The organism is Ruegeria sp. E5 (genome assembly GCF_056534105.1).
The window spans coordinates 38,568-62,001 of the sequence record NZ_JBQFPA010000009.1 but is presented as its reverse complement, the minus strand read 5'-3'; the positions used below and the strand labels follow the sequence as shown (position 1 = coordinate 62,001).

General features: G+C 53.4%; 22 protein-coding genes. 17 read left to right on the top strand and 5 right to left on the bottom strand.

Going from position 1 to position 23,434, the window contains the following annotated elements; genetic code table 11:
- Nucleotides 1-298: 298 nt before the first annotated feature.
- Nucleotides 299-451 carry a transposase gene (locus tag ACR0BI_RS21820; protein ID WP_255612279.1) on the top strand — a complete coding sequence of 51 codons (153 nt, stop codon included), beginning with the start codon at nucleotides 299-301 and terminating at the stop codon, nucleotides 449-451.
- 153 nt (nucleotides 452-604) lie between these two features.
- Here the strand turns inward: ACR0BI_RS21820 and ACR0BI_RS21815 are convergent, their stop codons facing one another.
- The gene (locus tag ACR0BI_RS21815) at nucleotides 605-1,297 is read right to left on the bottom strand and encodes a sugar transferase (protein WP_370644482.1); all 693 of its coding nucleotides are present in this window, start codon (nucleotides 1,295-1,297) and stop codon (nucleotides 605-607) included.
- 688 nt (nucleotides 1,298-1,985) lie between these two features.
- Here ACR0BI_RS21815 and ACR0BI_RS21810 point away from each other — a divergent pair.
- The 5 genes from ACR0BI_RS21810 (at nucleotide 1,986) to ACR0BI_RS21790 (ending at nucleotide 7,228) form a co-directional block, all read left to right on the top strand.
- On the top strand, nucleotides 1,986-2,672 hold the full coding sequence (locus ACR0BI_RS21810) for a VPLPA-CTERM sorting domain-containing protein (protein WP_170399615.1): 687 nt from the start codon (nucleotides 1,986-1,988) through the stop codon (nucleotides 2,670-2,672).
- A gap of 641 nt (nucleotides 2,673-3,313) precedes the next feature.
- A complete protein-coding gene (locus tag ACR0BI_RS21805) occupies nucleotides 3,314-4,753 on the top strand; it encodes a UbiA family prenyltransferase (RefSeq protein ID WP_170399612.1) in 1,440 nt (479 codons plus the stop codon).
- Nucleotides 4,750-5,172, top strand: a complete 423-nt coding sequence (locus tag ACR0BI_RS21800) for a GtrA family protein (protein ID WP_170567805.1) — start codon at nucleotides 4,750-4,752, stop codon at nucleotides 5,170-5,172. The genes ACR0BI_RS21805 and ACR0BI_RS21800 overlap by 4 nt, the downstream gene beginning before the upstream one ends.
- On the top strand, nucleotides 5,169-6,494 hold the full coding sequence (locus tag ACR0BI_RS21795) for an FAD-binding oxidoreductase (protein WP_170399606.1): 1,326 nt from the start codon (nucleotides 5,169-5,171) through the stop codon (nucleotides 6,492-6,494). The genes ACR0BI_RS21800 and ACR0BI_RS21795 overlap by 4 nt, the downstream gene beginning before the upstream one ends.
- Nucleotides 6,491-7,228 (top strand): SDR family oxidoreductase, encoded by a 738-nt coding sequence (locus ACR0BI_RS21790; protein ID WP_170399603.1) that lies wholly within the window; start codon nucleotides 6,491-6,493, stop codon nucleotides 7,226-7,228. The genes ACR0BI_RS21795 and ACR0BI_RS21790 overlap by 4 nt, the downstream gene beginning before the upstream one ends.
- A gap of 138 nt (nucleotides 7,229-7,366) precedes the next feature.
- Here the strand turns inward: ACR0BI_RS21790 and ACR0BI_RS21785 are convergent, their stop codons facing one another.
- Both ACR0BI_RS21785 and ACR0BI_RS21780 read right to left on the bottom strand, forming a co-directional pair.
- Nucleotides 7,367-8,425, bottom strand: a complete 1,059-nt coding sequence (locus ACR0BI_RS21785; RefSeq protein ID WP_170399600.1) for an acyltransferase family protein — start codon at nucleotides 8,423-8,425, stop codon at nucleotides 7,367-7,369.
- A 375-nt stretch (nucleotides 8,426-8,800) separates the two neighbouring features.
- Complete coding sequence (locus ACR0BI_RS21780; RefSeq protein WP_170399597.1) at nucleotides 8,801-9,880, bottom strand: glycosyltransferase; 1,080 nt, start codon at nucleotides 9,878-9,880, stop codon at nucleotides 8,801-8,803.
- A gap of 651 nt (nucleotides 9,881-10,531) precedes the next feature.
- On the opposite strand from ACR0BI_RS21780, the gene ACR0BI_RS21775 reads away from it, so the two are divergent.
- The 11 genes from ACR0BI_RS21775 to ACR0BI_RS21725 all read left to right on the top strand — a co-directional run bounded on the left by ACR0BI_RS21775 (nucleotide 10,532) and on the right by ACR0BI_RS21725 (nucleotide 20,779).
- Nucleotides 10,532-11,737, top strand: a complete 1,206-nt coding sequence (locus ACR0BI_RS21775) for a glycosyltransferase family 4 protein (RefSeq protein ID WP_170399594.1) — start codon at nucleotides 10,532-10,534, stop codon at nucleotides 11,735-11,737.
- Nucleotides 11,734-12,708 (top strand): polysaccharide deacetylase family protein, encoded by a 975-nt coding sequence (locus ACR0BI_RS21770; RefSeq protein ID WP_170399591.1) that lies wholly within the window; start codon nucleotides 11,734-11,736, stop codon nucleotides 12,706-12,708. Before ACR0BI_RS21775 ends, ACR0BI_RS21770 begins: the two co-directional genes overlap by 4 nt.
- Nucleotides 12,709-12,783: 75 nt before the next feature.
- Nucleotides 12,784-14,358, top strand: a complete 1,575-nt coding sequence (locus ACR0BI_RS21765) for a hypothetical protein (protein WP_170399586.1) — start codon at nucleotides 12,784-12,786, stop codon at nucleotides 14,356-14,358.
- Nucleotides 14,355-15,227, top strand: a complete 873-nt coding sequence (locus ACR0BI_RS21760; RefSeq protein ID WP_170399583.1) for a class I SAM-dependent methyltransferase — start codon at nucleotides 14,355-14,357, stop codon at nucleotides 15,225-15,227. Before ACR0BI_RS21765 ends, ACR0BI_RS21760 begins: the two co-directional genes overlap by 4 nt.
- 3 nt (nucleotides 15,228-15,230) lie before the next feature.
- On the top strand, nucleotides 15,231-15,866 hold the full coding sequence (locus ACR0BI_RS21755; RefSeq protein WP_170399580.1) for a PI-PLC domain-containing protein: 636 nt from the start codon (nucleotides 15,231-15,233) through the stop codon (nucleotides 15,864-15,866).
- Nucleotides 15,856-16,488: an HAD family hydrolase gene (locus ACR0BI_RS21750; RefSeq protein ID WP_170399577.1), complete on the top strand. Its 633-nt coding sequence runs from the start codon at nucleotides 15,856-15,858 to the stop codon at nucleotides 16,486-16,488. The genes ACR0BI_RS21755 and ACR0BI_RS21750 overlap by 11 nt, the downstream gene beginning before the upstream one ends.
- Complete coding sequence (locus tag ACR0BI_RS21745; RefSeq protein WP_170399574.1) at nucleotides 16,485-17,231, top strand: glycosyltransferase family 2 protein; 747 nt, start codon at nucleotides 16,485-16,487, stop codon at nucleotides 17,229-17,231. Before ACR0BI_RS21750 ends, ACR0BI_RS21745 begins: the two co-directional genes overlap by 4 nt.
- On the top strand, nucleotides 17,228-17,548 hold the full coding sequence (locus ACR0BI_RS21740; protein WP_170399572.1) for a cupin domain-containing protein: 321 nt from the start codon (nucleotides 17,228-17,230) through the stop codon (nucleotides 17,546-17,548). Before ACR0BI_RS21745 ends, ACR0BI_RS21740 begins: the two co-directional genes overlap by 4 nt.
- Entirely contained in the window at nucleotides 17,542-18,297 is a 756-nt protein-coding gene (locus ACR0BI_RS21735) for a glycosyltransferase family 2 protein (RefSeq protein WP_170399568.1), read from the top strand. Before ACR0BI_RS21740 ends, ACR0BI_RS21735 begins: the two co-directional genes overlap by 7 nt.
- A gap of 5 nt (nucleotides 18,298-18,302) precedes the next feature.
- On the top strand, nucleotides 18,303-19,373 hold the full coding sequence (locus ACR0BI_RS21730; RefSeq protein WP_170399566.1) for a WavE lipopolysaccharide synthesis family protein: 1,071 nt from the start codon (nucleotides 18,303-18,305) through the stop codon (nucleotides 19,371-19,373).
- A 38-nt stretch (nucleotides 19,374-19,411) separates the two neighbouring features.
- Nucleotides 19,412-20,779 carry an oligosaccharide flippase family protein gene (locus ACR0BI_RS21725; protein WP_170399563.1) on the top strand — a complete coding sequence of 456 codons (1,368 nt, stop codon included), beginning with the start codon at nucleotides 19,412-19,414 and terminating at the stop codon, nucleotides 20,777-20,779.
- A gap of 4 nt (nucleotides 20,780-20,783) precedes the next feature.
- On the opposite strand, the gene ACR0BI_RS21720 is transcribed toward ACR0BI_RS21725, so the two are convergent.
- A complete protein-coding gene (locus ACR0BI_RS21720) occupies nucleotides 20,784-21,749 on the bottom strand; it encodes a glycosyltransferase family 2 protein (protein ID WP_170399560.1) in 966 nt (321 codons plus the stop codon).
- A complete protein-coding gene (locus tag ACR0BI_RS21715) occupies nucleotides 21,746-23,398 on the bottom strand; it encodes an O-antigen ligase family protein (protein WP_170399557.1) in 1,653 nt (550 codons plus the stop codon). Before ACR0BI_RS21715 ends, ACR0BI_RS21720 begins: the two co-directional genes overlap by 4 nt.
- Nucleotides 23,399-23,434: the final 36 nt, after the last annotated feature.

Sequence of the window (23,434 nt, the reverse complement as noted above, 5' to 3'; positions counted from 1 at the left end):
CCCCTTTGATCCTGATTTGGAAGAAGTAATTTGCACCCCGGCGGAGCGGGCTTGGCTTACAACTCAACCTCAGAAACAGTGTCCCTGCGTCTCTGCCTAATCCCCCATCGGCAGAGCCCTGAGCTATATTGCCAACACTGGGACGCCTGACCGTGTTCCTTGAAGATGGTCGCTTGGATCACTCGCACCCTGACCGCCATCGCAAACGGTCATAAGCAATCCGACATCAGCAGTCTGGTGTCCTGGGATTGCGCTGCAGACGTGTGATCGGCGCACCGCTTACTTGCAATCCATCCGCGTGGATAATGTAGAATGCGTTTTGGCACGGGACCATGCCTATATGTTCATAACGGTACCACCACATCTGGCGTTGTCGAAGGCCATGCAGCGGATCAAGGGGCGCTCATCCCGCCGTGTTCAGATGGCATTTCCGGACTTGCTCAAGCGCTAGTGGGGAAGGCGGTTCCGGGTTTGCTGGAACTTCGCCACAACTTCGGAAAATATCACCGACGACTTCATCATACGTCATCAGGAGTTACAGTCCAAACGCGATGCTGCCGACGTCAGCCTGTATGTGGTTCACTTGTCCGAAAAATAGTGCGGATCAATATCCGGTACCACGCAACACAACACCGACTGTCGCGAATATAATGCCCAGATCAGTGCGTAAAGACAGTTGTCCAGCATACGAAGTGTCAAAATCGGCACGGCTGGCAAAGCTGCTGGCATTACGCTGAGATACCTGCCACAGGCCAGTCAGCCCGGGGCGCATAGAATAGTAAGCTTTACCCGGATATAAATTTTTTTGCTCCGGCATCATCGGGCGTGGACCAACAAGGCTCATTTCACCGGCCAGAACATTCCAGAGCTGCGGCAACTCATCCAATGATGCCTTACGCATCAATTGACCGATTTTTGTGACGCGCGGATCGTTTTTGAGCTTCTGGGTTTCGTCCCATTCACGCTTGGCAGTTGGGTCTCGCGTCAGGTGATCTGCCAGCAAAACATGCGCATTGGGAACCATGCTGCGTAGTTTCCACATGGTGAATTCTTTGCCATCACGGCCAATACGCGTTTGTCCGTAGAATGGATTGCTTCCATCTCGCGCGACAAGCAATGCCAAAAACAACAGAGTCGGCAGGACGATCGGCAAGGCCAGAAGAATCAGAGCAATATCAAGGATGCGTTTAAAGAAGTTTGAGTAAACGCCCACCTGCGGAAAGCGATATACTCCATGTTCGACCTGAATAATAACAGGTTGTGATTCTCTCGGAATATCAGTGTATTGAACTGTCACTTTTTAACTCACAAACACATGAATCACGGTGGATTCATACTCGTTACAACACGCTTACCAGCACTCACATCGAACCGAGGCCGCAAAAAATCAATAAAGACCCCAATTATGGCGAAAATTCTGCCACGCCACAACGTTAACACATTTTAACTCGGGTCCACAAATAGTCATTGTCCACAAATCAAAAAATCTTTCGGCGCTCCAACAATCCTAAGTTCCAGGCGCGATGAATGTTTCTGGTTTCGCTACTCTTATGGCCGTCTGGCGATTTTTGATGCTCGAGCGGAGACAAAAGGAGAGTTGAGAATATCGGCTACGATTCTCAATTGTTCCCAAGCCGCACGCAAACAAGTTTTTGGTTAATTGGATGATGTTTTCCGATAGTTCCGAAGCAGAGCGAAATGATTAAAGATCGACAGCGATCCTCGGTGCTTCGACGCGTCATTGTAAGACGACCAATTCGTAGTCTTGTACTTTGTGGCCCCCCCAGCTGCTCATGCGCTCCAGCCATCACGCTGGTTTCGCAAGATGTGTCACCTCAGGCCATTTGTGCAATAAAACCCGACAAAGCCTACTGGCTTGTAAAATGATCGTAAAAAAGCTAATTTCATTCAGTATAGTAGGATAATAATGTCGAAATGACATAACTCACGACTGGTACCTAGTTTTTTAGGGGGTAATGATTGAAATGTTTACAAAACAGATCGGGGCGGGATTCGCCGCCGCTATCGTTCTGTTGTGCGCAACGTCTGCGGGCGCAGCAACGATAAATTTCAACGTTGACCGCAGCTATACCAATGGCTCTAATAATTATACCAGTACGGATGGATCAGTAACCGTCGGCGTGGATGGTGTTCGGGTCAACAACTCAGGCACAATCATCAATACTTCTAATTTCTGGACTGCAAGCTGGGATGGGGCCAGCAATCGCAGTGGATTGGGCGTTTATGACTGCCGCTGGCAAAACCGGTGCTTGGACAATCATTTGATCGACGGGCGGGGCCCGGACGAATTCGCGCTGATTGATTTCGGCGACCTGACAGTTGAAGTGACATCGGTCACCTTCTCTTACTGGGACCGCCGCGATACGTTCGCATTCGGCACCTATGACAGCTCTGTGCTTCCGGCCACAGCCGTGATTTACGAAGAAAACTTAGGTGACGGAAACTCTAATCCTTACACACATTACTTTGGCGCAGGAGAGGTCACAGGCTCGCTCATCGGGTTCGGCGCTGACAGCTGGCGTGATAACTTCGCACTACAAAGCATCACGTTCAATGTGTTGTCTGCGGTGCCCTTGCCTACTGGTCTCGCACTGCTTTTGACAGGGTTATGTGGGCTCGGGTTTATGCATCGTCGCCGTCAATTCGCCTGACCAAAAGCGCAATATTCTGATTGAAAGCCAGCGCACTTCACAAGCTGGCTTTTGTGGCGCTTCAGAAGTATGTTCCACTTCCAAAGCCACATTTCATTTGACGGTCTGGACTGGTGCCATGGCGGCTTTATCGATACTCGGTCTGATCGTCGGAACAGTTCTGAAACTTGCCTCTCAACATAGTGTATGGAGCGCTGGAGCACGTTTATTCGACAATCTCACCCGCGGGTGGTTTGTGTTAGCGCTTCTGCTTGTAATGGCCGTCTTCCGCTTGGGGCTTTGCCGTCTTGGGGCGCTTGAGCGCACCCATCGACCATGTTCTCGCCCACAATGGAGCGCGAGTCGTGGCGCTGGAGGTCTTTTGCGAGCGTCATGAAGTATGGCGATGATAAAGGACGCAATCTTGCAGGACTTCAAGGCATGGCCTATACAATGATTGGGTTTAAATCACGGGAAACATTGCGATACTACAGGCATTTGCGGAATTACGCGATCGCGTCCAGCCCCCCATTTCTCTTAGTATAGGTTCTTTTGCCTCATTCTGTACCGGATACCAAGAATGCTCCGTTTGTCTGAGATACCACCTCGTGTCACTTTAATATGGAGGCTTGTTCTCGTGGCGTATTCAGGAGATTAACAGTATGGAACTGGACCAGTTGAAAGACCAGCGCATACTTGCTGTCGATCTCGACGGCACGCTTCTGCGGTCTGACATGTTGTTTGAAAGTTTCTGGTCAGCGACCAGCCGGGACTGGCACGCGCCTCTGGGTGCTGCATTTGCGCTGGCTGGAGGGCGGGCGGCGCTCAAACGCAGTCTCGCGGGGCGGATGGATATAGATGTCACGACGCTGCCTTATGACCCGCAGGTCATCGATTATATCAATGCATGGCGGTCGGAGGGGGGAACAGTTTTTCTGGTCACGGCGTCCGACGAGACGATTGCCCAAGAGATTGCCCAGCATCTTGATATTTTTGATGGCGTCTACGGCTCGAACGGGGTCCGCAATCTCAAATCCAGTGAAAAAGCCGCCTTTTTGACCGACCAATTCGGGCGCGGTGGCTATGCCTATATGGGGGATGCGGAGGCGGATCTGCCGGTCTGGGAGAGCGCAAATAGGGCGGTCACGGTCAACCTACCTGCGCCCCTGCGCCAACGTGTTGACGGTTTGGGGTTGGAAGTTGAACATTTGTCCACCGCCCAACCCGGCCTGCGGGATTATCTCAAGGCGATCCGGGTGCATCAATGGCTGAAGAACCTTTTGGTCTTTCTGCCGATGTTGGCGGCCCACCAGCTCGACGCCGAGACCTTTCTGCAAAGCCTTCTGGCCTTCGTGGTCTTCTCTATCGTGGCCTCCAGCATCTATGTTCTCAATGACTTGCTCGACTTGCGCTCCGACCGGGCGCATCCCACGAAATGCAAGCGCCCCTTCGCGGCGGGCACAATCCCGATCGCTCATGCCACCTACCTGATCGCCGCGTTGATGGGACTGGGCCTGATCCTGTCCCTGTTTCTCGGTGGAGCCTTCATTGGGATTATGCTGCTCTATGTCGTTGTCACTACGCTCTATTCGCTCTGGCTGAAACGCAAAGCGATCATGGATATCGGCACATTGGCTGCGCTCTATACCACGCGGATCATCGCAGGCGCCGTGGCAACGGGTATTACGCTGTCGATGTGGCTTCTGGCCTTCTCGATTTTCTTCTTCCTGTCGCTGGCCATCGTGAAACGGCAGGCGGAATTGATGGACAGTGCTGCGCGCGGCAAGCTCAAAGCTGCCGGGAGAGGCTATGTTGTCGATGACCTACCTGTTCTGGTCATGATGGCTGTAGCGTCCGGCTATGTGGCCGTCCTGGTTATGGCGCTCTACATCCAGTCGCCTTCGGTTTCGGAGCTTTACACAAACCCCAAATTTTTGGGCGCCATCTGCGGCATCCTGCTCTACTGGATCTCCCGGGTCATCCTGTTGGCGCATCGTGGCCAAATGCACGAGGACCCGGTCGTCTTTGCTGCACGAGATCGGCAAAGTCGGATCTGTGCTATATTGATCATCCTCGTCGCCGCTGGTGGGACGCTGTTGTGAGCATCATACGTATAGCGGTTCTCTATGCCTTGTTTGCCGTGATCGCGACAGTGATCAACCTCGGCGTCCAGAGGCTGGTTCTGTCGTGGAACAGTGACGCAACTGGCTTTGCGCTGGCGGTCTTTTGCGGCACGCTCGCGGGCCTCGTCGTCAAATATACCCTCGACAAACGCTGGATTTTTGCCGATTTCAGTACAGGTCTCAAAGCGCACGGCCAGAAATTTACGCTCTACACGATCATGGGAATTGTCACGACAGCGATCTTTTGGGGTACGGAAACAGCGTTTTGGCTGATCTGGGACACGGATATGATGCGTGAACTTGGCGCTGTGTTGGGGCTCTCGGTGGGTTATGTCGTCAAATATTTCCTCGATCGACGCTTTGTCTTTCAGAATACCCAAAAGGCGGCGGCGGTATGACAGAGCTTTCGGGCTGGGGCGGTTTTCCCAAACATTACGGGGTGGCAACAGAGCCTGTGAACGAGACTGCATTGGTCGAAGCTGTCACGGCTGGGGCGGTGATCGCGCGCGGCAATGGGCGGGCCTATGGTGACAGCGCGATTGGCTTGCGCAGCACGGTCAATATGCACAGGTTCAACCACATGCTCAGCTTTGACCGGCAAAGCGGAATTCTGGTGGCTGAGGCGGGCGTTCTGCTCAGTGATATCATCCCGGCGTTTTTGCCTCATGGATGGTTCCCCCCGGTCACGCCGGGGACGAAATTTGTCACCCTCGGAGGCATGATCGCAGCGGATGTTCATGGCAAAAACCATCACAAAGATGGCAGTTTCCGCAACTTCGTGGACTGGCTGGACGTGATGGATACCGAAGGCGTCGTGCATCGCTGCAGCCGCAATGAGAAACCCGAGCTGTTCGAGTGGACAATAGGTGGCATGGGGCTCACGGGTATTATCTTGCGCGCCGGAATCCGGTTGAGAGCGGTGCCCTCTGCATGGATCCGGCAGACCGCGCAGGCCCTTCCCAATCTCGACGCTGTCATCACTGCTTTTGAAGCGGCACATGAGGCCACCTATTCGGTTGCCTGGATCGATTGCCTGCAATCTGGTGATGCCCTTGGGCGAGCCATTCTGATGCTGGGGGAGCATGCCATACCGGAAGAGTTGTCCGATGACGCGGCACGCTACCCGTTCGAAATCCCGAAAAAGATGCGGCGCAGCGTCCCCTTCGCGCCGCCCTTCAGCCCGTTAAACGGCCTCACGGTTCGGGCTTTTAACGCGCTTTATTACTGGAATGGATGCCGCAAATCCGGGACCAGCTTTCTCGATTATGACAGCTATTTCTACCCGCTCGATGCCATCCACGGCTGGAACAGGATCTATGGGAGACGCGGCTTCATGCAGTTCCAGTGCGTTCTGCCGCTGGAGACATCGCGCAAGGGACTTCACGCGCTGCTCAAGACTACCTCGCAGGAAAAAGCCGGTTCCTTTCTTGCCGTACTCAAACGGTTTGGGCCGCAGGATAGCGCCTTCTCCTTTCCCATGCTGGGTTATACACTGGCCCTCGACTTCCCCGCCACGCCTAAGATGATCGCGTTGATGTGCAAGCTGGACGAGATCACGTTGGAACATGGCGGGCGTTTTTATCTCGCCAAGGACAGCCGCATGAGCGCACAGACATTGCATGCCTCCGATCCCCGTACTGAGCAATTCCGGCAGATGCGAACGCAACTTGGTGCAGCGGAGGCATTTCAGTCACATCAATCACAAAGGCTGGATCTATGAGCAAAGGAACAGTCCTGCTTCTCGGCGCGCGCTCCGATATCGGTCGTGCAACAGCGCATCGCTTTGCCAAAGAAGGCTATGACATCCAACTTGCTGCACGCGATAGTACCGCGCTGGAAAAGACCCGGACGGATATGGCTTTGCGTCACAACGTGGAGGTAAGCCTACACGACTTTGACGTGCTGGACAGTGCCGCGCATACCGGGTTCGTCGACGCTCTGCCTGTCTTGCCGGACGTGGTGATCTGCGCCATCGGACTGATGGGGGATCAGATCGAGAATGAACGTGACATCGAGGCTGCTACCCGCGTGATGCGGAGCACCTATGAGGGCCCGGCGCACATTCTGGGTCTTCTGGCGGAGCGGTTCGATGCGCGGGGTTCCGGGCAGATCGTGGGCATCAGTTCCGTGGCGGGCAATCGCGGACGGGCCAAGAATTATGTCTATGGCTCCGCCAAGGCAGGCTTTACCTCCTATCTCTCCGGCCTGCGCAACCGGATGGCCAAACGCGGGATCCACGTAATGACGGTGCTGCCAGGGTTCGTGAATACGCAGATGACCGCAGGTATGGACCTGCCCGAAAAACTGACGGCAGAACCCGAAGAGGTGGCTGATGCGATCTTCAAGGGCTTACGCAAAGGCCGGAACATCATCTACGTGCGCCGCATCTGGTTTGTGATCATGGCGATTATTGGTGCGATCCCGGAAGGCGTATTTAAGAAGATGGATATTTGACGCGCTGTGCACGTGCAGTTCGCGCCAGCAAAAGCCCTTGGTGGGTCCGCTCCGCTTCTCTAGATTTAGCAAAAGTGAATACGCGCGGGATCAAGACCGCAGGGGGGGGTAACAAATTGTGCGCGACGACGGTTCGGGCTATTTTAGAGAACGAAAACCACTTTTAAAGTGCACGTTTCCGATGGTTGTCGTTAGCCACCTTCTGAAACGCATTTCGACAATGTAATAACTCAGCAAAGATGTAATGTACGTTATAGTACAAACAGCGATGACCAGCCAAAAATCGTTACCACGTGAAAAATCCATTAGGGCTCCAACCAACAGCAAAACGGGCACGTGAAACAGGTAGGTGCTATACGATAGATCACCCAAGTGAGGCCCAATTTTGCCTACACCTGACGACAGTTTAAGAAACACATCCTCAGTGAGAAAAAAGCCAACAACCATCGCGACTGAAAAAGCCTCTTTGTACCAAGGGAACCTTAACTCTAACGACGCTAAAGCGACGCTGGCGCATATAGCAGCGATGGTATAGCGACGCGTTCTTGGCCATTCCTGCATACGGAAGAGTTTAATTCCAACCAAATATATCAAAACACCAAAAGCAAAATTAAAGAGTACGATGTTAGATGCAATTGGTCCGACTGGAAGTCCGAAACGGCCACCAATTGGCAACGCTAAAACTACAGCTACGGCGATCACCAAAGACCATTTTTTGTTAATCAATAAGGCAACGGCCAGGATTGCGTAAAAAAACATCTCGAAATTAAGTGTCCAGCCCACTGTAAGAACTGGGATGTAACCTATCCCAGATGCGTGTTCATGAGGGATAAAGAGCATTGAAAACAAAACGTCCCTCAAGGTTGACCCATGCAGGAAACTTACGGCGTCCCAATTCGCGAACGGGAGAACCGCCAAAAAGACCACTGTCGCCAGCCAATAGGCCGGTATGATGCGGGTCGCTCTATCCCGACAAAACCGTGCCGCTGAGACATGGCCGCGAGAAATGGACATGGCCATAACTAAACCGCTGAGAACAAAAAAAATGTCGACGCCGAGGCTTCCGTGATAAGTAAAGAACGCCTCTATTTTGTTTTCAGGCTCAAAGTCTCGATATACCTGAATGTAATGATGAAAAACGACCATCCAGGCTGCTAGAGCTCGAAGCCATTGGAGGCTAACCACTTTTTCTGTCATTGGGCGCTATGATTTATTTGTTTTCAGGATGTTACATATATCAGACGTTTGCTTTCAGTGCTATAGACGCTGTCGTTTTCCAGTTTATAGAATGGCTTTCTCAATGGTCCCGATGACTCGTACATTTTGACCGGGAATTTGGAGGCGATGGCTTACGACCTTTAATGCTCTTCTAATTTAAGTTGCCTAATATATCAGTTCGAAAGCTGGTGGCAGACATTCCCGGATTCAAGCCGAGGTGTCCGTCAGGAAACAGCCTCAGCTTTCCGAAAAACTGACGGCGGAAAACTCGGGCAGAAAATCCGAGTTATGAACTTCAGAACAGAGAGCAATCTAGGTTGCGTTCCAAATTTCTAGCAAGAGGTCACAGCAAGTTTAAGTCTCGAGTATGCGCTGTTGACACACCGGATACCATGCTTCCAGTTCACCAGGGGGCATATTCGGAATTTGGCGGGACTGGCGTATTGCGCTCAGGATACCTCTGGCCTGCGGGAGGGTCAGCCGCTTTTGAAGAATATCTTTCAAGAACTCGGCCAGCAGTTTTCGTCGGAGAAGTGGGCGGAAGCGCCGTTTTGCCAATGCGTTTCCGTGTTTTGTGACCAGCAATGCCTGGTTCATATTGCTCAGAACAGTTGTCTTGTAGCGGTCAATTCGCCCCGTCGCGATATTATAATGATTAAGAAGCGCCTTTTCTGCCGTGACCAGACTTTGCGTTCGGGAAATCCGGTAGCTCGCATCAAGATCCTCGCCGGGGCTATAAGAACGCAACAGGTTCTCAAAAGGTTCACGAAGAATGCTTTCACGACGGAAGGTCATGCGACAGCCGTGAAAGAGCCGCTCGGGCCAAACCGACATTCCCTGAACCTCAACAGGTATCGGTAGGTCAGGAAATTTTCCTTCATATGGAATGAATACTTCTTCCTGATGCATCAGGAAGACCTTACGCCAGATGAAGTACTTTATCCGCCCCACCCAGAACCAGCGGCTTTTTATTGCTTCCTGTCGATTGTCTTGCTTTTGCGGACCCCTACTCTCCATTAGATGAGGAGGCGCGTCTGACAGCGCGGCCTGCACGCCGCCTATCTGCTCCTTTGTATCCGCCTCATAGATCTTCATGATTTCTGAAGCACAAGTCGGATACATCAGGGAGTCGTCGTCAATAAGAAACACAATGTCGGCCCGCGCCTCTGATACTGCTGTGTTACGTTGCACCGCTGTCGAGCCAATGTCACATGTCCTATAAACCATCCGGATGCCTGAATCTGGTTCGATCAATGCTTTGATTGCACTTGCGTGGGTTTCCCAGTCAGGGCTGGTGTCAATGACAATGATTTCACATGGCGCCCGTGTTTGCGCTAGCGCCAACTCTATACATGTCCGGAGAATATCAGGGCGTTTGTTAGTTGCAATCAACAGGCCCCAGCTCAGCGGCTTAAATTCAGTCAAATCAGTCATGTAGTGCCGCTAACCTTTTCATCTAACACGTGCTCGGCTCGATCCCGCCTTGCGGGTTTGTCAATAGGTGTCAATCGAGATCACTCCCGGGATGCGCACGGCGATACTAATAATAGTGATATCGACATAAGGGGAATCAGCTGGTGGTTTCATGACCTAACCTAAACATCAAATAGCGGTCATTTTCACATCCACATAGACAGAAATCAAATTGACTGGAGCGGATCAAGCGAGGACCTTTGTGCGAGGATCGAATTCGGGCCGGTGTCGTGACCAATTTTGACGCAATGGCAGAGGCTTTGCAAAGCAAGGTAACATCAGTTGCAAAATTTCTGTCTTGAAAGGGTTCTGGATTCAGAGGCTTCATTCTATGCATGGTCCAACGCCAGGCTTTGCCGGCAATTTTTGAAGACAATAGATCATGAACAGACACATTCTTTTAATTAGGGGAACAGGTTTTGGACTTGCACACCAATGCCCGTACGAAGACCTTTGGCAAAGCGTATCTACAGTCGGTCAGGTAGAGCTACGGTATCCTTTGCTGACTTCTCCCCAACCTGGGAGCTCCTGGAATTCGCAATGAAGCATGGGTTTCGGTCCATAAGCAAAAGCATTCGGGGCCTTTCCGGCCACGGCAAGGTGTAGTCCCAGATGCGCGTAGCCTACCTGATTAACCAATACCCTGCGATCAGCCATACCTTCATCCGTCGCGAGATCCGGGCCCTGGAGGACATGGGAGTCGAGGTCGAACGTTTTGCGCTCAGGGGCTGGGACAGCGATGTTGTTGATACGCTGGACCGCGAAGAGATGGCCCGGACCCGTCACACACTGAAAGATGGAACCGCCCGGCTGATACTGGGGGCGCTTGTCTGGGGCCTGCGTCATCCGCAGGCATTCTTGCGCGGCCTGAAGTTGGCGTTTTTGATGTCGAAGGGGGCCATTCGCCCCTGGCCCTATCACCTGATCTACCTCGCCCATGCTTGCCGAATCATGACCTGGCTCGAGGGGAAGGAAGTGAGCCATTTGCATGCGCATTTCGGCTCTAATTCAGCGGAAATCGCCGCCTTAGTAGAGGCTTTGAGCGGCCCGGGCTTCAGCTTCACAACGCACGGGTCAGAAGTTTTTGATGATCCCAAACGCCATGCCCTACCGCTGAAAGTAGACCGGGCGCGGTTTGCGGTGACTTCTTGCGCATACATTGGCAGCCAGATGATGTACAATGTGCCACCCGCGCTCTGGTCAAAAGTTAATGTTGTGCATTGCGGGTTGGCGGCCACGGCCTTTGCCAACGATGCAACACCTTTGCCGGATGCGCCGATTTTCCTGAGCGTCGGACGTTTCAGCCCTGAAAAGGGACATTTACTGCTGATTGAAGCCTTTGCCGCTGTACATGCCGCTCACCCCGGGGCGCGGCTGGTGTTGGCAGGCGACGGGCCGATGCGCGCGATGCTGGAAGATCACATTGCACAGCTGAACCTTGAGCAAGCGGTGAGGATCACCGGCTGGGTGACATCAGATCAGGTGCGTGCGGAATTGCGCGGTGCCCGTGCGTTGGTGCATCCAAGCTTTACTGAGGGCTTGCCCGTTGTGATCATGGAAGCCATGGCCGAGTACCGACCAGTCATTTCGACTTATATAGCGGGCATTCCGGAACTGGTTCAGGATGGGCAAACAGGTTGGTTGGTACCGGCCGGGCAAGTGAAGGATCTAACCATGGCGATGCTGGCCTGCGCAGACATGCCCGCTGAAAAGCTTGAGGCAATGGGTCAAGCCGGATTCGACCGGGTGCGTGCGCGCCACGATGCGTCTGTCGAAGCTGCCAAGTTGAAAGCCTTGTTCAAGGCCCTCGGGTCATGAAGGCGGTTTTGAAACGGGGAGCGCTTTGGGCGCTGACCACGCCACCAGTCTATGGGTTGCTACGTCGTCGGGCGTTTCATGGAAACCCCGTGACAATTCTGTGCTATCACACACTCCGGCCGGCCAGAGAGCAGTTGGATGCATGGACTGCGCTGTCGGTTGATGCGTTTCGTGCGCAAATCAATCTGCTGCGGCAGGACTATGATATCGTATCTCTGGACGATGCATTGGCTCCTGCCACTAGCGACCGCCGCCGTGTGGTGCTGACTTTCGATGACGGGGAATTGGGGCTCTACGAGCACCTGTTGCCGATTGTCCAAGCTGAAGCCCTGCCGGTGACTGTCTATGTTGCCACCAAACAGATCGAAACCGGCCGGGCCTTCTGGTTCGATCGTGTGATGAATGCATTGCAGAGTGCGGGCACCACAAAGATCAAACTGGATGGCATTGGATCCTGGCAGATCGGACCTGACCGCAGTAAGCTGCGTTGGGCTCAAATCGGCCCGGTATTAGAAGCTTTGAAGGCGGTAAATACCAGAGACAGAGACGCGTTAGCCGACAAAATTATCGCGCAGACAGGTCAGGAGACCAAAGGCTTCACTCCGCTTCAACCCATGAGCCTCCCACAGTTGCAGGAACTTTCGGCGGAACCTCTCGTAACCATCGGATCACACACCCACAGCCATGAATTGCTGGACCAGATATCACTTGATGACGCAGGCGCCAGCGTCGCGCGATCGCGCGATCTGCTGCAGGGCTGGACCGGGCAAGAGATCCGTCATTTCGCCTACCCCAATGGCAATTACACGCCCGACTTAATGAAAATGCTTTATGATCTGGGTTTTGTCAGCGCCACGATCCTGGAGGATAGGCATATGACGCCTGACGATCCGCAGCAGGCTCTGCCCCGGATCGGTATAGGCCGGTATGATGGGACAGCTAGATTTCGATTGCGGATGGTGGGGATGTGAGGTTTCGCGCAAATTGGGTTTGTTATAAGCAATAGCAATATTGATGACACATTTTTCAGGCAATAGCGCTAGGCCATGACTATTCTAACCGAAAAAACCACATTTCGCCTTATTGTGGCGTCTCTGATCCTGGGCACGGCCTATAGATTGTGGCCGGTTGTGGCGGGCACCCCAGCGCTGGCCCAATTCTTCATGACTGAAGACGGCTATCTGATGCTGACCATCGCCCGCAATATGGCGATCGGCCTGGGGATGTCGGTCTCAGACGGCACAACCGCGAGCAATGGTGTGCAGCCTTTGGCCACGTTCCTGTTTTCGGTTCCTTATCTGCTGACCAACGGCGACAAGGTTTTGGGATTGACTGGCGTGCACCTGATCGCGGCAGCCATATCGGTAGGTGGACTTTTTGCAGTTCGCTCATTGGCGCGAGATCTGTTGCGGGGGCAAGACGACAATCCACTTTGGCCCTGGTTCGTGGCGGCCCTTTGGTTTCTCGGGCCATTGTTGCTGTTTCATACGATGAACGGGCTGGAGACCGGACTTTACACCGCTATGATTGCGCTGACGCTCGTTCTGTTCGGCGAAGTGTTGGCAAAGGGTCCGGGAGCAACCTTCGCGGACCGAATGATCTTGGGCGCGGCCTGCGGCGTGACTTTCCTGGCCCGTAATGACGGTGCCTTCCTGGTGACTGCTATCTTCCTTGTCTGGGGCCTGCATAACCTGATCGTGCAGCGAGACAGGTTCGTTAAAGTTGTCGCCGACCTGCTTCCACCCGGTGTGCTGAGCCTGATCATTGCGGCACCGTGGCTGATCAACAACTATGTCAACTTCGGTTCCATCGTGCCTGTCAGCGGCACTGCGCAGGCTCTGAGTGGCGGCTTTGCCAAGAACGTTGATTTGTTGCCCGCTATCCTGTTTGAAAATACTTTTCCGATGTTTCCAATCCCGGCGGTATTGCAATCTATACCGGCGTTTCAAGTCATTGCGTTGCTGTTGGTGTTGCTCATCGTTGCAGTGTTTGTGATCCAAACCTGGAAACGCGGAGGTCCGGCGCGGTATGTGACCGTGGCATTCCTAATATTCGCCACCGTACTCAGCATCTATTACGGACTATATTTCGGTGCAGGCTGGTTTTTAAGTCGCTATCTGGCTCCTTTTGCGCCTTTCACGATTATCGCTGCGGCATCAGTTCTGTTGACAGTGGTGGGACGTATTACTCCTGAGCGGCATGCTTCAATGTTCAGTTTTTTTTGCTTGGCAGCTTTGGCACTTTGCTTAGGCCTTCTGGGCCGTGCCCTTGTACCGGGAGTGCGCGATCAGGGGCACTTTCAGGTTGTCGACTGGGTGACTGCAAACGTGCATGCCGAAACATGGGTTGGCGCGGTGCAAACAGGGACACTGGGATACTGGCACGATCGAACGATCAATCTGGATGGCAAGGTCAATCCTGCGGCACTTCAGGCGATCCTGACAGAAGGCCATGTGCTAAACTACGTACTTGAGAGCCCAATTGAAGTATTGGCAGATTGGCAGGGAATATTGACCTGGCTGGAAATCGAAAATCAGGAAGCCACGACCTTTTCCTATACTTTTGAGGTGCTCGTGCACGATACAGCCCTAAACTTGGGTGTTCTGGGGCGTATCAAATGAAATTCGACGTGCAAGCGATTGAAAATATCCGCGAAGCACTTTTGGGTCACGAGGGCGATGATCTGATCCGCTTTATGCACGATCTCGCGCTCGGAAAGGCCTCAGAGGATCACGGGGCAGAGTCCCGGGCCAAGGCCCGTGAGTTAGAATGGGTCGGATCGGACGGGCACAGGACAGAGCTTGGCATTTGCGCTGAAGATTCTTGTCGCGAATACCAATTTTGGACCGAACGCCAAAGGGCACTGCCTTTCGAAGGGGTCGCTCCTCAGCTTGCCATTGAGCGCTTTCGCGGGCGCCGCGTGCTCGAGATTGGGTCCGGCATGGGGACAAACCTGATGTCCTTTGCATTGCAGGGGGCCAAGGTAATGGGCGTCGAACCTATCGAGGCTTATGTTCAGATGGGTGCCATCTTCTGTGAACGCGAAGGTATGGACCCGCCGGAAGTGCAACAGGGTTCGGCCGAGGCTTTACCATTTGATGATGGTGAGTTCGACCTCGTCCTGTGCGTGTCGGCCCATCAATATTTCGATCTGGCGCCAGCTTTTGCCGAGATCAACCGTGTGCTAGCTTCCAGTGGAGAGGCCATCATCATTGGGGGCACGCTTTGGTCTTATTTCTTTGGAACTGTCGCAGAGCTTCCCTCCAATCCGAGAAAGCTGAAAGGTCTGACGATTACGACGCTTAACACGCTGAGCTATTCCTGGCTGGGGCAGCGGGTTGTGCCAGCGCGCAACAGATTTTCCACCTCTCGCCCGATTTACCCAGGAAGGAGTGCAATGACACGGATGCTACGGCGCGCTGGTCTGAAAAACGCGTCCCCTCCCACGCAGGTCGAGACAGAGACTTGTTTTCATGTGAAATCCGAGTAGGACATGCAAATTTTAAGTCATAGAGGTTATTGGAAGACCGAGGCGGAAAAGAATGCACCGGTAGCCTTCACCCGATCATTCGAACTGGGATTCGGTACCGAAACCGACCTCCGCGATTTGGGCGGCGATCTGGCCATTGCGCACGATCCGCCAAAGGCCGATGCCATGCAGGCCGAAGAGATGTTCGCGATCCACGCTAAGGCAGACCCGAGACTGACACTGGCGCTAAACATTAAGGCGGACGGTCTGCAGGTGATGGTCCGGGATCTACTGGATCAATTTGAAGTGCGCGATGCTTTCGTCTTCGACATGTCGGTACCAGACACGCTGCACTGGCTCAACGCCGGGGTCCCGGTTTTCACCCGCCATTCTGATGCCGAACCGGAACCACCTCTTTATTCAGAGGCCGCAGGCGTCTGGCTGGACGCATTCTGGACCGACTGGTGGGATCGCGATGACATCTCACGACATTTGGATGCGGGAAAACGCGTGTGTGTTGTTTCACCTGACTTACACAAACGCACCTATGAACCAGTATGGGAGCGCCTCGCAGTATGGGATGTCTCCAGACATGAAGATGTTCTGATTTGCACTGATTACCCGGAAGCGGCCAAGGAGTATTTTAATCATGAAAATTGAGGCGGTTATATTTGATATGGATGGCGTGTTGATAGACGCTAAAGAATGGCATTATCATGCTTTAAACCGCGCGCTAGAGCATTTTGGCTACACGATTTCACGGGCCGATCACCTGTCGACCTTTGACGGATTGCCAACGCGCACCAAGCTGGAGATGCTGTCCAAAGAACGTGGTTTGCCGCGAGGACTGCACGGGTTTCTGAACACGCTGAAGCAGAAATTTACCGTCGATCAGGTGCATGTAAACTGCCATCCGGTCTTTGTGCATGAATATGCGCTATCAAACCTCAAAGCCCGTGGCTACAAACTGGGTCTGGCCTCGAATTCGGTGCGGAACAGCGTCGAATTGATGATGCAGAAAAGCGCACTGGACGGTTATCTTGATGTGATGCTTTCGAACGAAGATGTCTCCAAGCCGAAACCCGATCCTGACATGTATTTGACGGCTTCTGCCAAGTTGGGACTGCACCCCGACCAGTGTTTAGTGGTTGAGGACAATCAAAACGGCATCAAAGCAGCCGAGGATGCAGGTTGCCATCTGCTGGTGGTACAAAGCGTCTATGATGTACAACTGGATCGCATCCTGGATGCCATTGCTCGTGTAGAGGAGGGCGAGGTATGAAAATCGTGGTTCCCATGGCCGGCAGCGATGAGCGGTTTCGCAATCACGGTTTTCCTTTTGCCAAGCCGGTGATCGAGATCGACGGACGCCCGATGATCGAACATGCCACTGACTGCCTGAATGTGATCGATGGCGTGGAGTTTGTCTTTATCGTTCGCAAGGAAGATGATCTGCGCTTTCACTTGCGCGAGGTTTTGCAGCTTTTGCACTCCAATTGTCATATCGTCCGCACGGAAGGTGACACCGCTGGAGCGGCTTGCACGGCACTGCTGGCGGTTGAGCACGTGGCCAATGATGATGAGCTTCTGATCGCCAATGCCGACCAGATACTGGCATTCGACGTGGCCGCTGCAATCTCTGATTTCCGCAAGCGCAAGCTGGACGCCGGGACGGTCGTGTTCGACAGTGTTCATCCCCGTTGGTCTTTCGTGAAAACCGATGAAAACGGCATGGTCATTGAAGCGGCGGAAAAACGCCCGATCAGCCGCAATGCCACGGCGGGGGTGTATTATTTCAGGCGCGGACAGGATTTCGTGGATGCAGCGCAGACCATGATCATGAAAGGAGCCGATGTGAACGGAGGCTATTTCGTCTGCCCAACCTTTAACGAGCTGATCCTGTTACAGAAATCGGTCGGCACCTATCAGGTCGATCGCGCGCAATACATTTCGTTGGCAACACCGCAGGCGGTCGAAGACTATGAACAGGAACTGATCGCCCGCCGGCGAGAGGCAGCTTCATGAAGATATTTCGTCTGGAAAACATGACCAAGGGGTGGTTTGTCGGCGATTTTGATCCTGTGGTGCTGCGTACTCGAGATGCCGAAGTGGCAATGAAATCCTACGAAGCAGGCGCGAAAGAAGCTCGTCATATGCACAAGATTGCCCCCGAGGTGACGTTGATTGCCACAGGTCGGGTCCGAATGAACGGCATAGAATACGGCGCTGGCGACATCATCCTGATCGAACCGGGTGAGGCGACCGATTTTGAGGCTCTCACCGATGTGACCACCGTTGTCGTCAAGACCCCAAGCGTGACCGGAGACAAATACGAATGCTGAACATTGTAGTCCCAATGGCCGGTCGGGGAAGCCGGTTTGCTGATGTAGGCTATGATCTGCCCAAGCCCCTGATCCCAATCCACGGGTTTCCAATGATCCAGGTTGTGATCGCCAACTTGACGCCGTCTGTGCCACACCAGTTCCATTTCCTGATCCTGCGCGAGCACGATAGCGAATATGGTTTGGCCGGCAAACTGCGGGGCTGGGCACCGGGCTGCACGATCACCTATGTCGATGCGGTGACTGAAGGGGCGGCCTGCACCGTTCTTCTCAATCGTGCTGCCATCAACAATGACGATGCGCTGATGATCGCCAATTGTGACCAATACATTGATGCCGACATTGATGCCTATTTGGTCGATATGGGCACAGCCGATGGGCTGATTATGACGATGTGGGCTGATGATGACAAATGGTCCTTCATACGCCGAGATGACAGCGGTCGCGTTACCGAGGTGGTCGAAAAGGAAGTCGTTTCGAACGAGGCGACGGTAGGCATATATAACTTTGCGCACGGCCGCGATTTTGTGGCTGCCGCAGATGCGATGATCGCCGCCAATATCCGCGTGAACGGAGAGTTCTATGTGGCTCCTGCTTACACGAAAATGATCGAACAAGGTGCGGCGATTGCCTGTCATTCCATTGGTCGAGTTGGCGCCGGGATGCACGGCATCGGCGTACCGGATGATCTTGATGCCTTCCTGGCGGCACCAGTGTCGCAAAAGGCCATCAATGGCCTAGCGGGATAAACATCATGGATACGACCGATACCGTGATGGTCAAAGTCGCCCGGCGCCTGCTGATGTGGAGCCTGGAGCAAATCACCCGGTCATCAGATCATTTTCTAACATATACGCAGCGCCCCAAGCTGAGCCGGCAGATCGCCAATCAGTCCGAACCTGAATCCACGGATGAACCGATGGCAATCGTCATGCAGGGGCCGATCTCCATACAGGATGATTTCACTGTCGAAACCCTGCGGATTTATCGCCGCAACATGCCTGGTGTGCGGCTAATCCTGTCGACCTGGAACGACACGCCTGAGGCCGATCTTGCCCCCATCCGTGCCGAAGGGGTCGATGTGGTGTTATCCGAAAAGCCCGCGGCCCCGGGGCTCTTCAACATCAACATGCAACTGGTCAGCGCCGGTGCCGGGATCATCCAGGCGCATAAGAATGGTGCAATCTGGATCATGAAAACCCGCACTGATCAGCGGCTGTACCGGCCCAATGTCATGGGATTCCTCGCGGCCATTGCGCGCAGCTTTCCGGCCGGAGGCGGATTTGAACAGCTGCACCGGATCATCGGCGTAGGTCACGGAACGCTCAAATTCGCGCCCTATCACGTCACAGATCAGACCGTCTTTGGTCATGCGGAGGATATGTTGCGCTACTGGACGCCCGGTCTGCGAACCGACCCATTGCCCAAACACTGGCCCGAGGCGTTGTCGGACATCTATGCCCAAATCCCCATCGGTGAGCTTTGCCAGATTGGAGCTGCGGAGAGCTACATCGCTTCAACGTTCCTCACACGTATTGGACGTCCGTTGAACTGGACGCTGGAAGACAGCTGGACGGCTTATCGCGACTGCTTTGCCTTCGTCGATTACGCAACAACGGATTTCTTCTGGCACAAAGTACAGACAGGAACTTTCCGCGAGTTCATCAACATCTATGACACAATCTGGACCCGCAACGAGCTAACCTTTGCAGATTGGGTGCTTCTGCACTCAGGGCAGGTGCTGCCAGAGGCTGCACAAAAGTATGAACAGGCGCTGGACCTGCGGTTCATGGAATCCATCAATCTGACACGGCTAACCGGTTAAGGCATGGTAAATCAACCCGATTTCCGGATGCTGCCATCATGAAAGCAGCGCTCCGGTCCGTTCTCAGCGGTGATGGTTTGAAGGTGCGGGCAATCCGCGGAACAGCCCTGAGTGTCATGGGCTTCGGCAGCAGCCAGTTGATCCGCCTGGGGTCGAACCTGATCCTGACGCGCATTCTTTTTCCTGAAGCGTTCGGCCTGATGGCTCTGGTGCAGGTTGTCATCGCCGGGCTCGAAATGTTTTCTGACGTGGCCATAGGTGCGTCCGTTGTACGGAGTCCGCGAGGCGATGATCCCAAGTACCTGAACACCGCCTGGACGTTACAAGTCATTCGAGGTGCTGTGCTTTGGGTTGTGGCGTGTCTTATCTCAAATCCGATTGCCGCATTTTATGAACAACCTGAACTTGGTCTCATCATTCCGGTTTTGGCGATGTCAACATTCATCCAGGGTTTCCAGTCGACGAAAATGTATCTCGCTAATCGACATCTCACGTTAGGCCGTTTGACGGCGATGGAACTAGCGTCACAAACTTCTGGTACAGTATTCATGATTGTTATGGCGCTTTGGCTAAACTCGGTTTGGGCGCTTGTAATGGGCGCACTTGTTGGGGTCAGCGTTCGTGTTGTTCTTTCACATACAATCTTGCCCGGGCCCGCAAACAGACTTGCTTGGGAGCGCGACGCTTTTAGGGAAATCTTTCATTTCGGAAAGTATATTATCCTTGGGACTGCTGCAGGCTTCTTTGTGCAGCAAGGTGACCGAATGGTACTCGGGAAATATGTAAGCCTTGAAGATCTTGCAGTCTACACCATCGCTTTCATGCTTGCCGCTGTCCCGCTCACACTCAGCACGCAATTGCTAGAGCGGATATTGTTCCCGCTTTATCGTACCCGACCGCCCGCAGACAATGACGCAAACCGAAAGAGTATTGGACGTGCGCGAATGCTACTGACCATGGGAACACTTGGAATGGCTGCAGTCTTGGCTATGGTTGGCGTTTTAGCTGTAACTTTTCTCTATGATCCCCGTTACCACGCTGCAGGGCCAATTCTGGTGCTTCTTAGTCTGGCGATGATCCCAAGGCAGGTCATCATGAGCTACGATAAGATACTATTGGCGAATGGAAACTCGCGCGATTTCACCATATTCACAACAGGCACCGCAATTGCTCGTATCTTGGTGTTGTTGCCTATGGTCAGCAAGTTTGGTCTGATCGGTGCAGCTTTGGCTCCTGTTATCGTTGATATTTTTTCCTATCCATTTCTGGTCTATTTTATCCGGCCTTACAGTGGGTGGTACCCCAAACAAGACCTCGCTTTTCTGATTGCTTCCTGTGGAATTGTAATGGCTACAATCTGGATGAACCCAAGCGTTTTTGACATTCTGCCCTTTGCCGGGCGGTAAGATCCTATTTGTACTCTATCAACTTTGCCCGGCGTCCGCGGAACCGGTCCCACCAATAGCCCAGGACACCTTGTGCCTCAGGGATCTTACCCAGTGTTATAAACAGGGCACGGGTCGGGTCCATACCACGCGATACCAGGCGCAGCACCTGAGCGGGCCAGACCAAAAGTAACGCGAGCGACCAAGATGTCACAAGTGTACCCGTCACAACAAGCAGGGGAAACACAGCCCCCCAGGCGAGAGCTGATCGGGTCTCCCGCACACAGTGGCGTTCGGGCGGAGACCCGTGCATGGCCGCCCCTTCCCCATATGCGTGGCCCGCACGCCGGTTCCGATTCCACCATTGCGCAAACCGGGTCAGAGCCGCGTCGTGCAACGTCATTTCCTCATCAAGCCGCCAGATCGACCAACCCGCTGCGCGCAGGCGGACACATAATTCAGGCTCTTCTCCCGCTATGAGGGCCGGATCAAAACCGCCAACAGCCGACAAGGCTTTGCTGCGCATCAGCGCATCTCCACCACAGGCTCTGGTCTGTCCCACCGGCGTATCCCACTCCTGGTCAATAAGCCGATTGTAAACCGACGCTTCGGGAAAGCGTTCACGGCGGCGACCACAGGCGACGGCCGCAGTCGGCGTTTCCGCCAGAAAGGATCGTGCGGCTTCGATCCAACTTGGTTGCAATTCGCAATCTCCGTCGATGAATTGCACAAATTGCACCGGCACCGGGTCTTTTTGCAAGATATCGAACCCGGCATTACGTGCGCGCGCCGCTGTGAAGGGTTGGCTTTGGTCCAATTCGACACATGTTGCGCCTACGGCTTTCGCGGCCTGTTGACTGCCATCAGTTGAACCGCTGTCCACATAAACAACCCGATCTGCTTGTTCAGTGGCTGAGGCTAGGCACCGCACCAATCGATCCCCTTCATTACGGCCTATGACGACGGCCCCAACCGTCGGTTGCCCTGTCATGCGTCAGTTCCTTTCCTTCCGCGACCGTTCCGGATGATCCGGTTGGTTTGCCGGGTGTAGCGGCTGGTAGGTCGTGATTTCATGGCCGACGGTCCCGGCACAGGTGATGATGGCGGCAAGGGTGCCCGTGGGCGGGCACGGGCAAGGGCATGCTTGGGCTCAGCTACTGGTGCCATTTCAGTGTCGGATGTTGCGACACGGCCGAGTTCTAGTCTTCCCCACAGCGCCCCGGTTATAAGCCAGGTAATTGGCGTTACTGTCGCATTGGGAAGCAAGTCGATCACATTTGCGACCAAAACCAACGAAAGAATAGCCGTCTCTGGTCCCAGACCAAATCTCCTGGCTCTGAAAAAAAGTACTAGGGCCGGGAGACAAAGCAATCCAAACTCGGATAAGTATCGCGCCCATCCACCTACACCAATTACCCCCACCCAATACCCATCAGCAATTAGACTGATGCCTTCACCGGTGGCTGGATCATACACAAAACTGCGACCCCACCCGCCCCATCCAAACAGCGGTCGTTCGCGCGCCTTCTCCAACAGATAATTTTCATTAACTACCCGAAATTCCAAGGAATCTGCTCGATCAACGCTCAAGGTTGTAACCCATTCAATGATAGTATTGACAGGTACAAGATCAGCACCACGAAGCATCGGATAAAGCAGAGCAATGCCAGAAAACACTGCAGCAATCGCAAAGTGCAATCTGATGTTCAGAACAAACATCACAACTATCAGGATCGCTGCGATTAAAAACGCCCCAAGAGAATTTGATAGAAACAACGTCATCAATAACCAAACGCAAAGCAGGAGGTAGACACGCCCTCTTTTCTCTTTGACGTATTTGGCAAGTCCGCCGGCAGCCAAGACACACATAGCGAAGAACATCGCCAACCAAAGGCCGTGCTGCACGAAAACAAGTGGGCGATAACCGCCCGGGCGAATATGTTGTTCCCATGCGTGCGGGAAATACCCATAAATCATGAAATTAAGCTGCGGCGACATCCGAATTTCATATAGAGCCAGGAGCGAATATCCAGTTCCAGCAATGACAAGCGCCTTCAGAAAAAGCCATTGCTTCTCCGGATGTGCTAAGTATTTCCGTCCGAGAATGAAAGGTAGAAGCATCATTACAGCTGAAAGCAATGTCGAAAGAATGTCCCAGACTCGGAGAGCCGGAAAGACGAGAGGCCCATAGAACAATGGGTGTCTGTTGGCTAAAACTGTCAAGCATGTACCCAAAATCAGAATAACGATCAAAAGTATTGGCAAACGTTTTTTGGGGAGCCAGCCCGGCAGGCTCGTTGGTGTAGTCGTTCCTGAAGTTATCATTGCAGCTATAAAAGCCGCAGTTGCTGGTATCGTATCTTTGTTCAGGGCTGGTAAGCCGGGCAAGTCAAGAGACAATCCCGTCGGTAGGAACAGATATCCCCCGATGATTGCCGCCAATAACGCGACGGCCGGAGACCAGACGCGGAAAAAGGCGAATACGACTAGCGGCCAAGTATACAGGACGATATATCCGAACATTTTGGAGCCGCCCCGCGCCCAGCATTCAAAAGCAACGCCCAGTGGGTACACGAAGATTTTGACACTGTCACCAATCCTGTCTGTCACCAATCCAACTTGTGACACAATTTCAGGCACTGGCGCCGTCAAGAAACACGATCACTTAAAATGCTT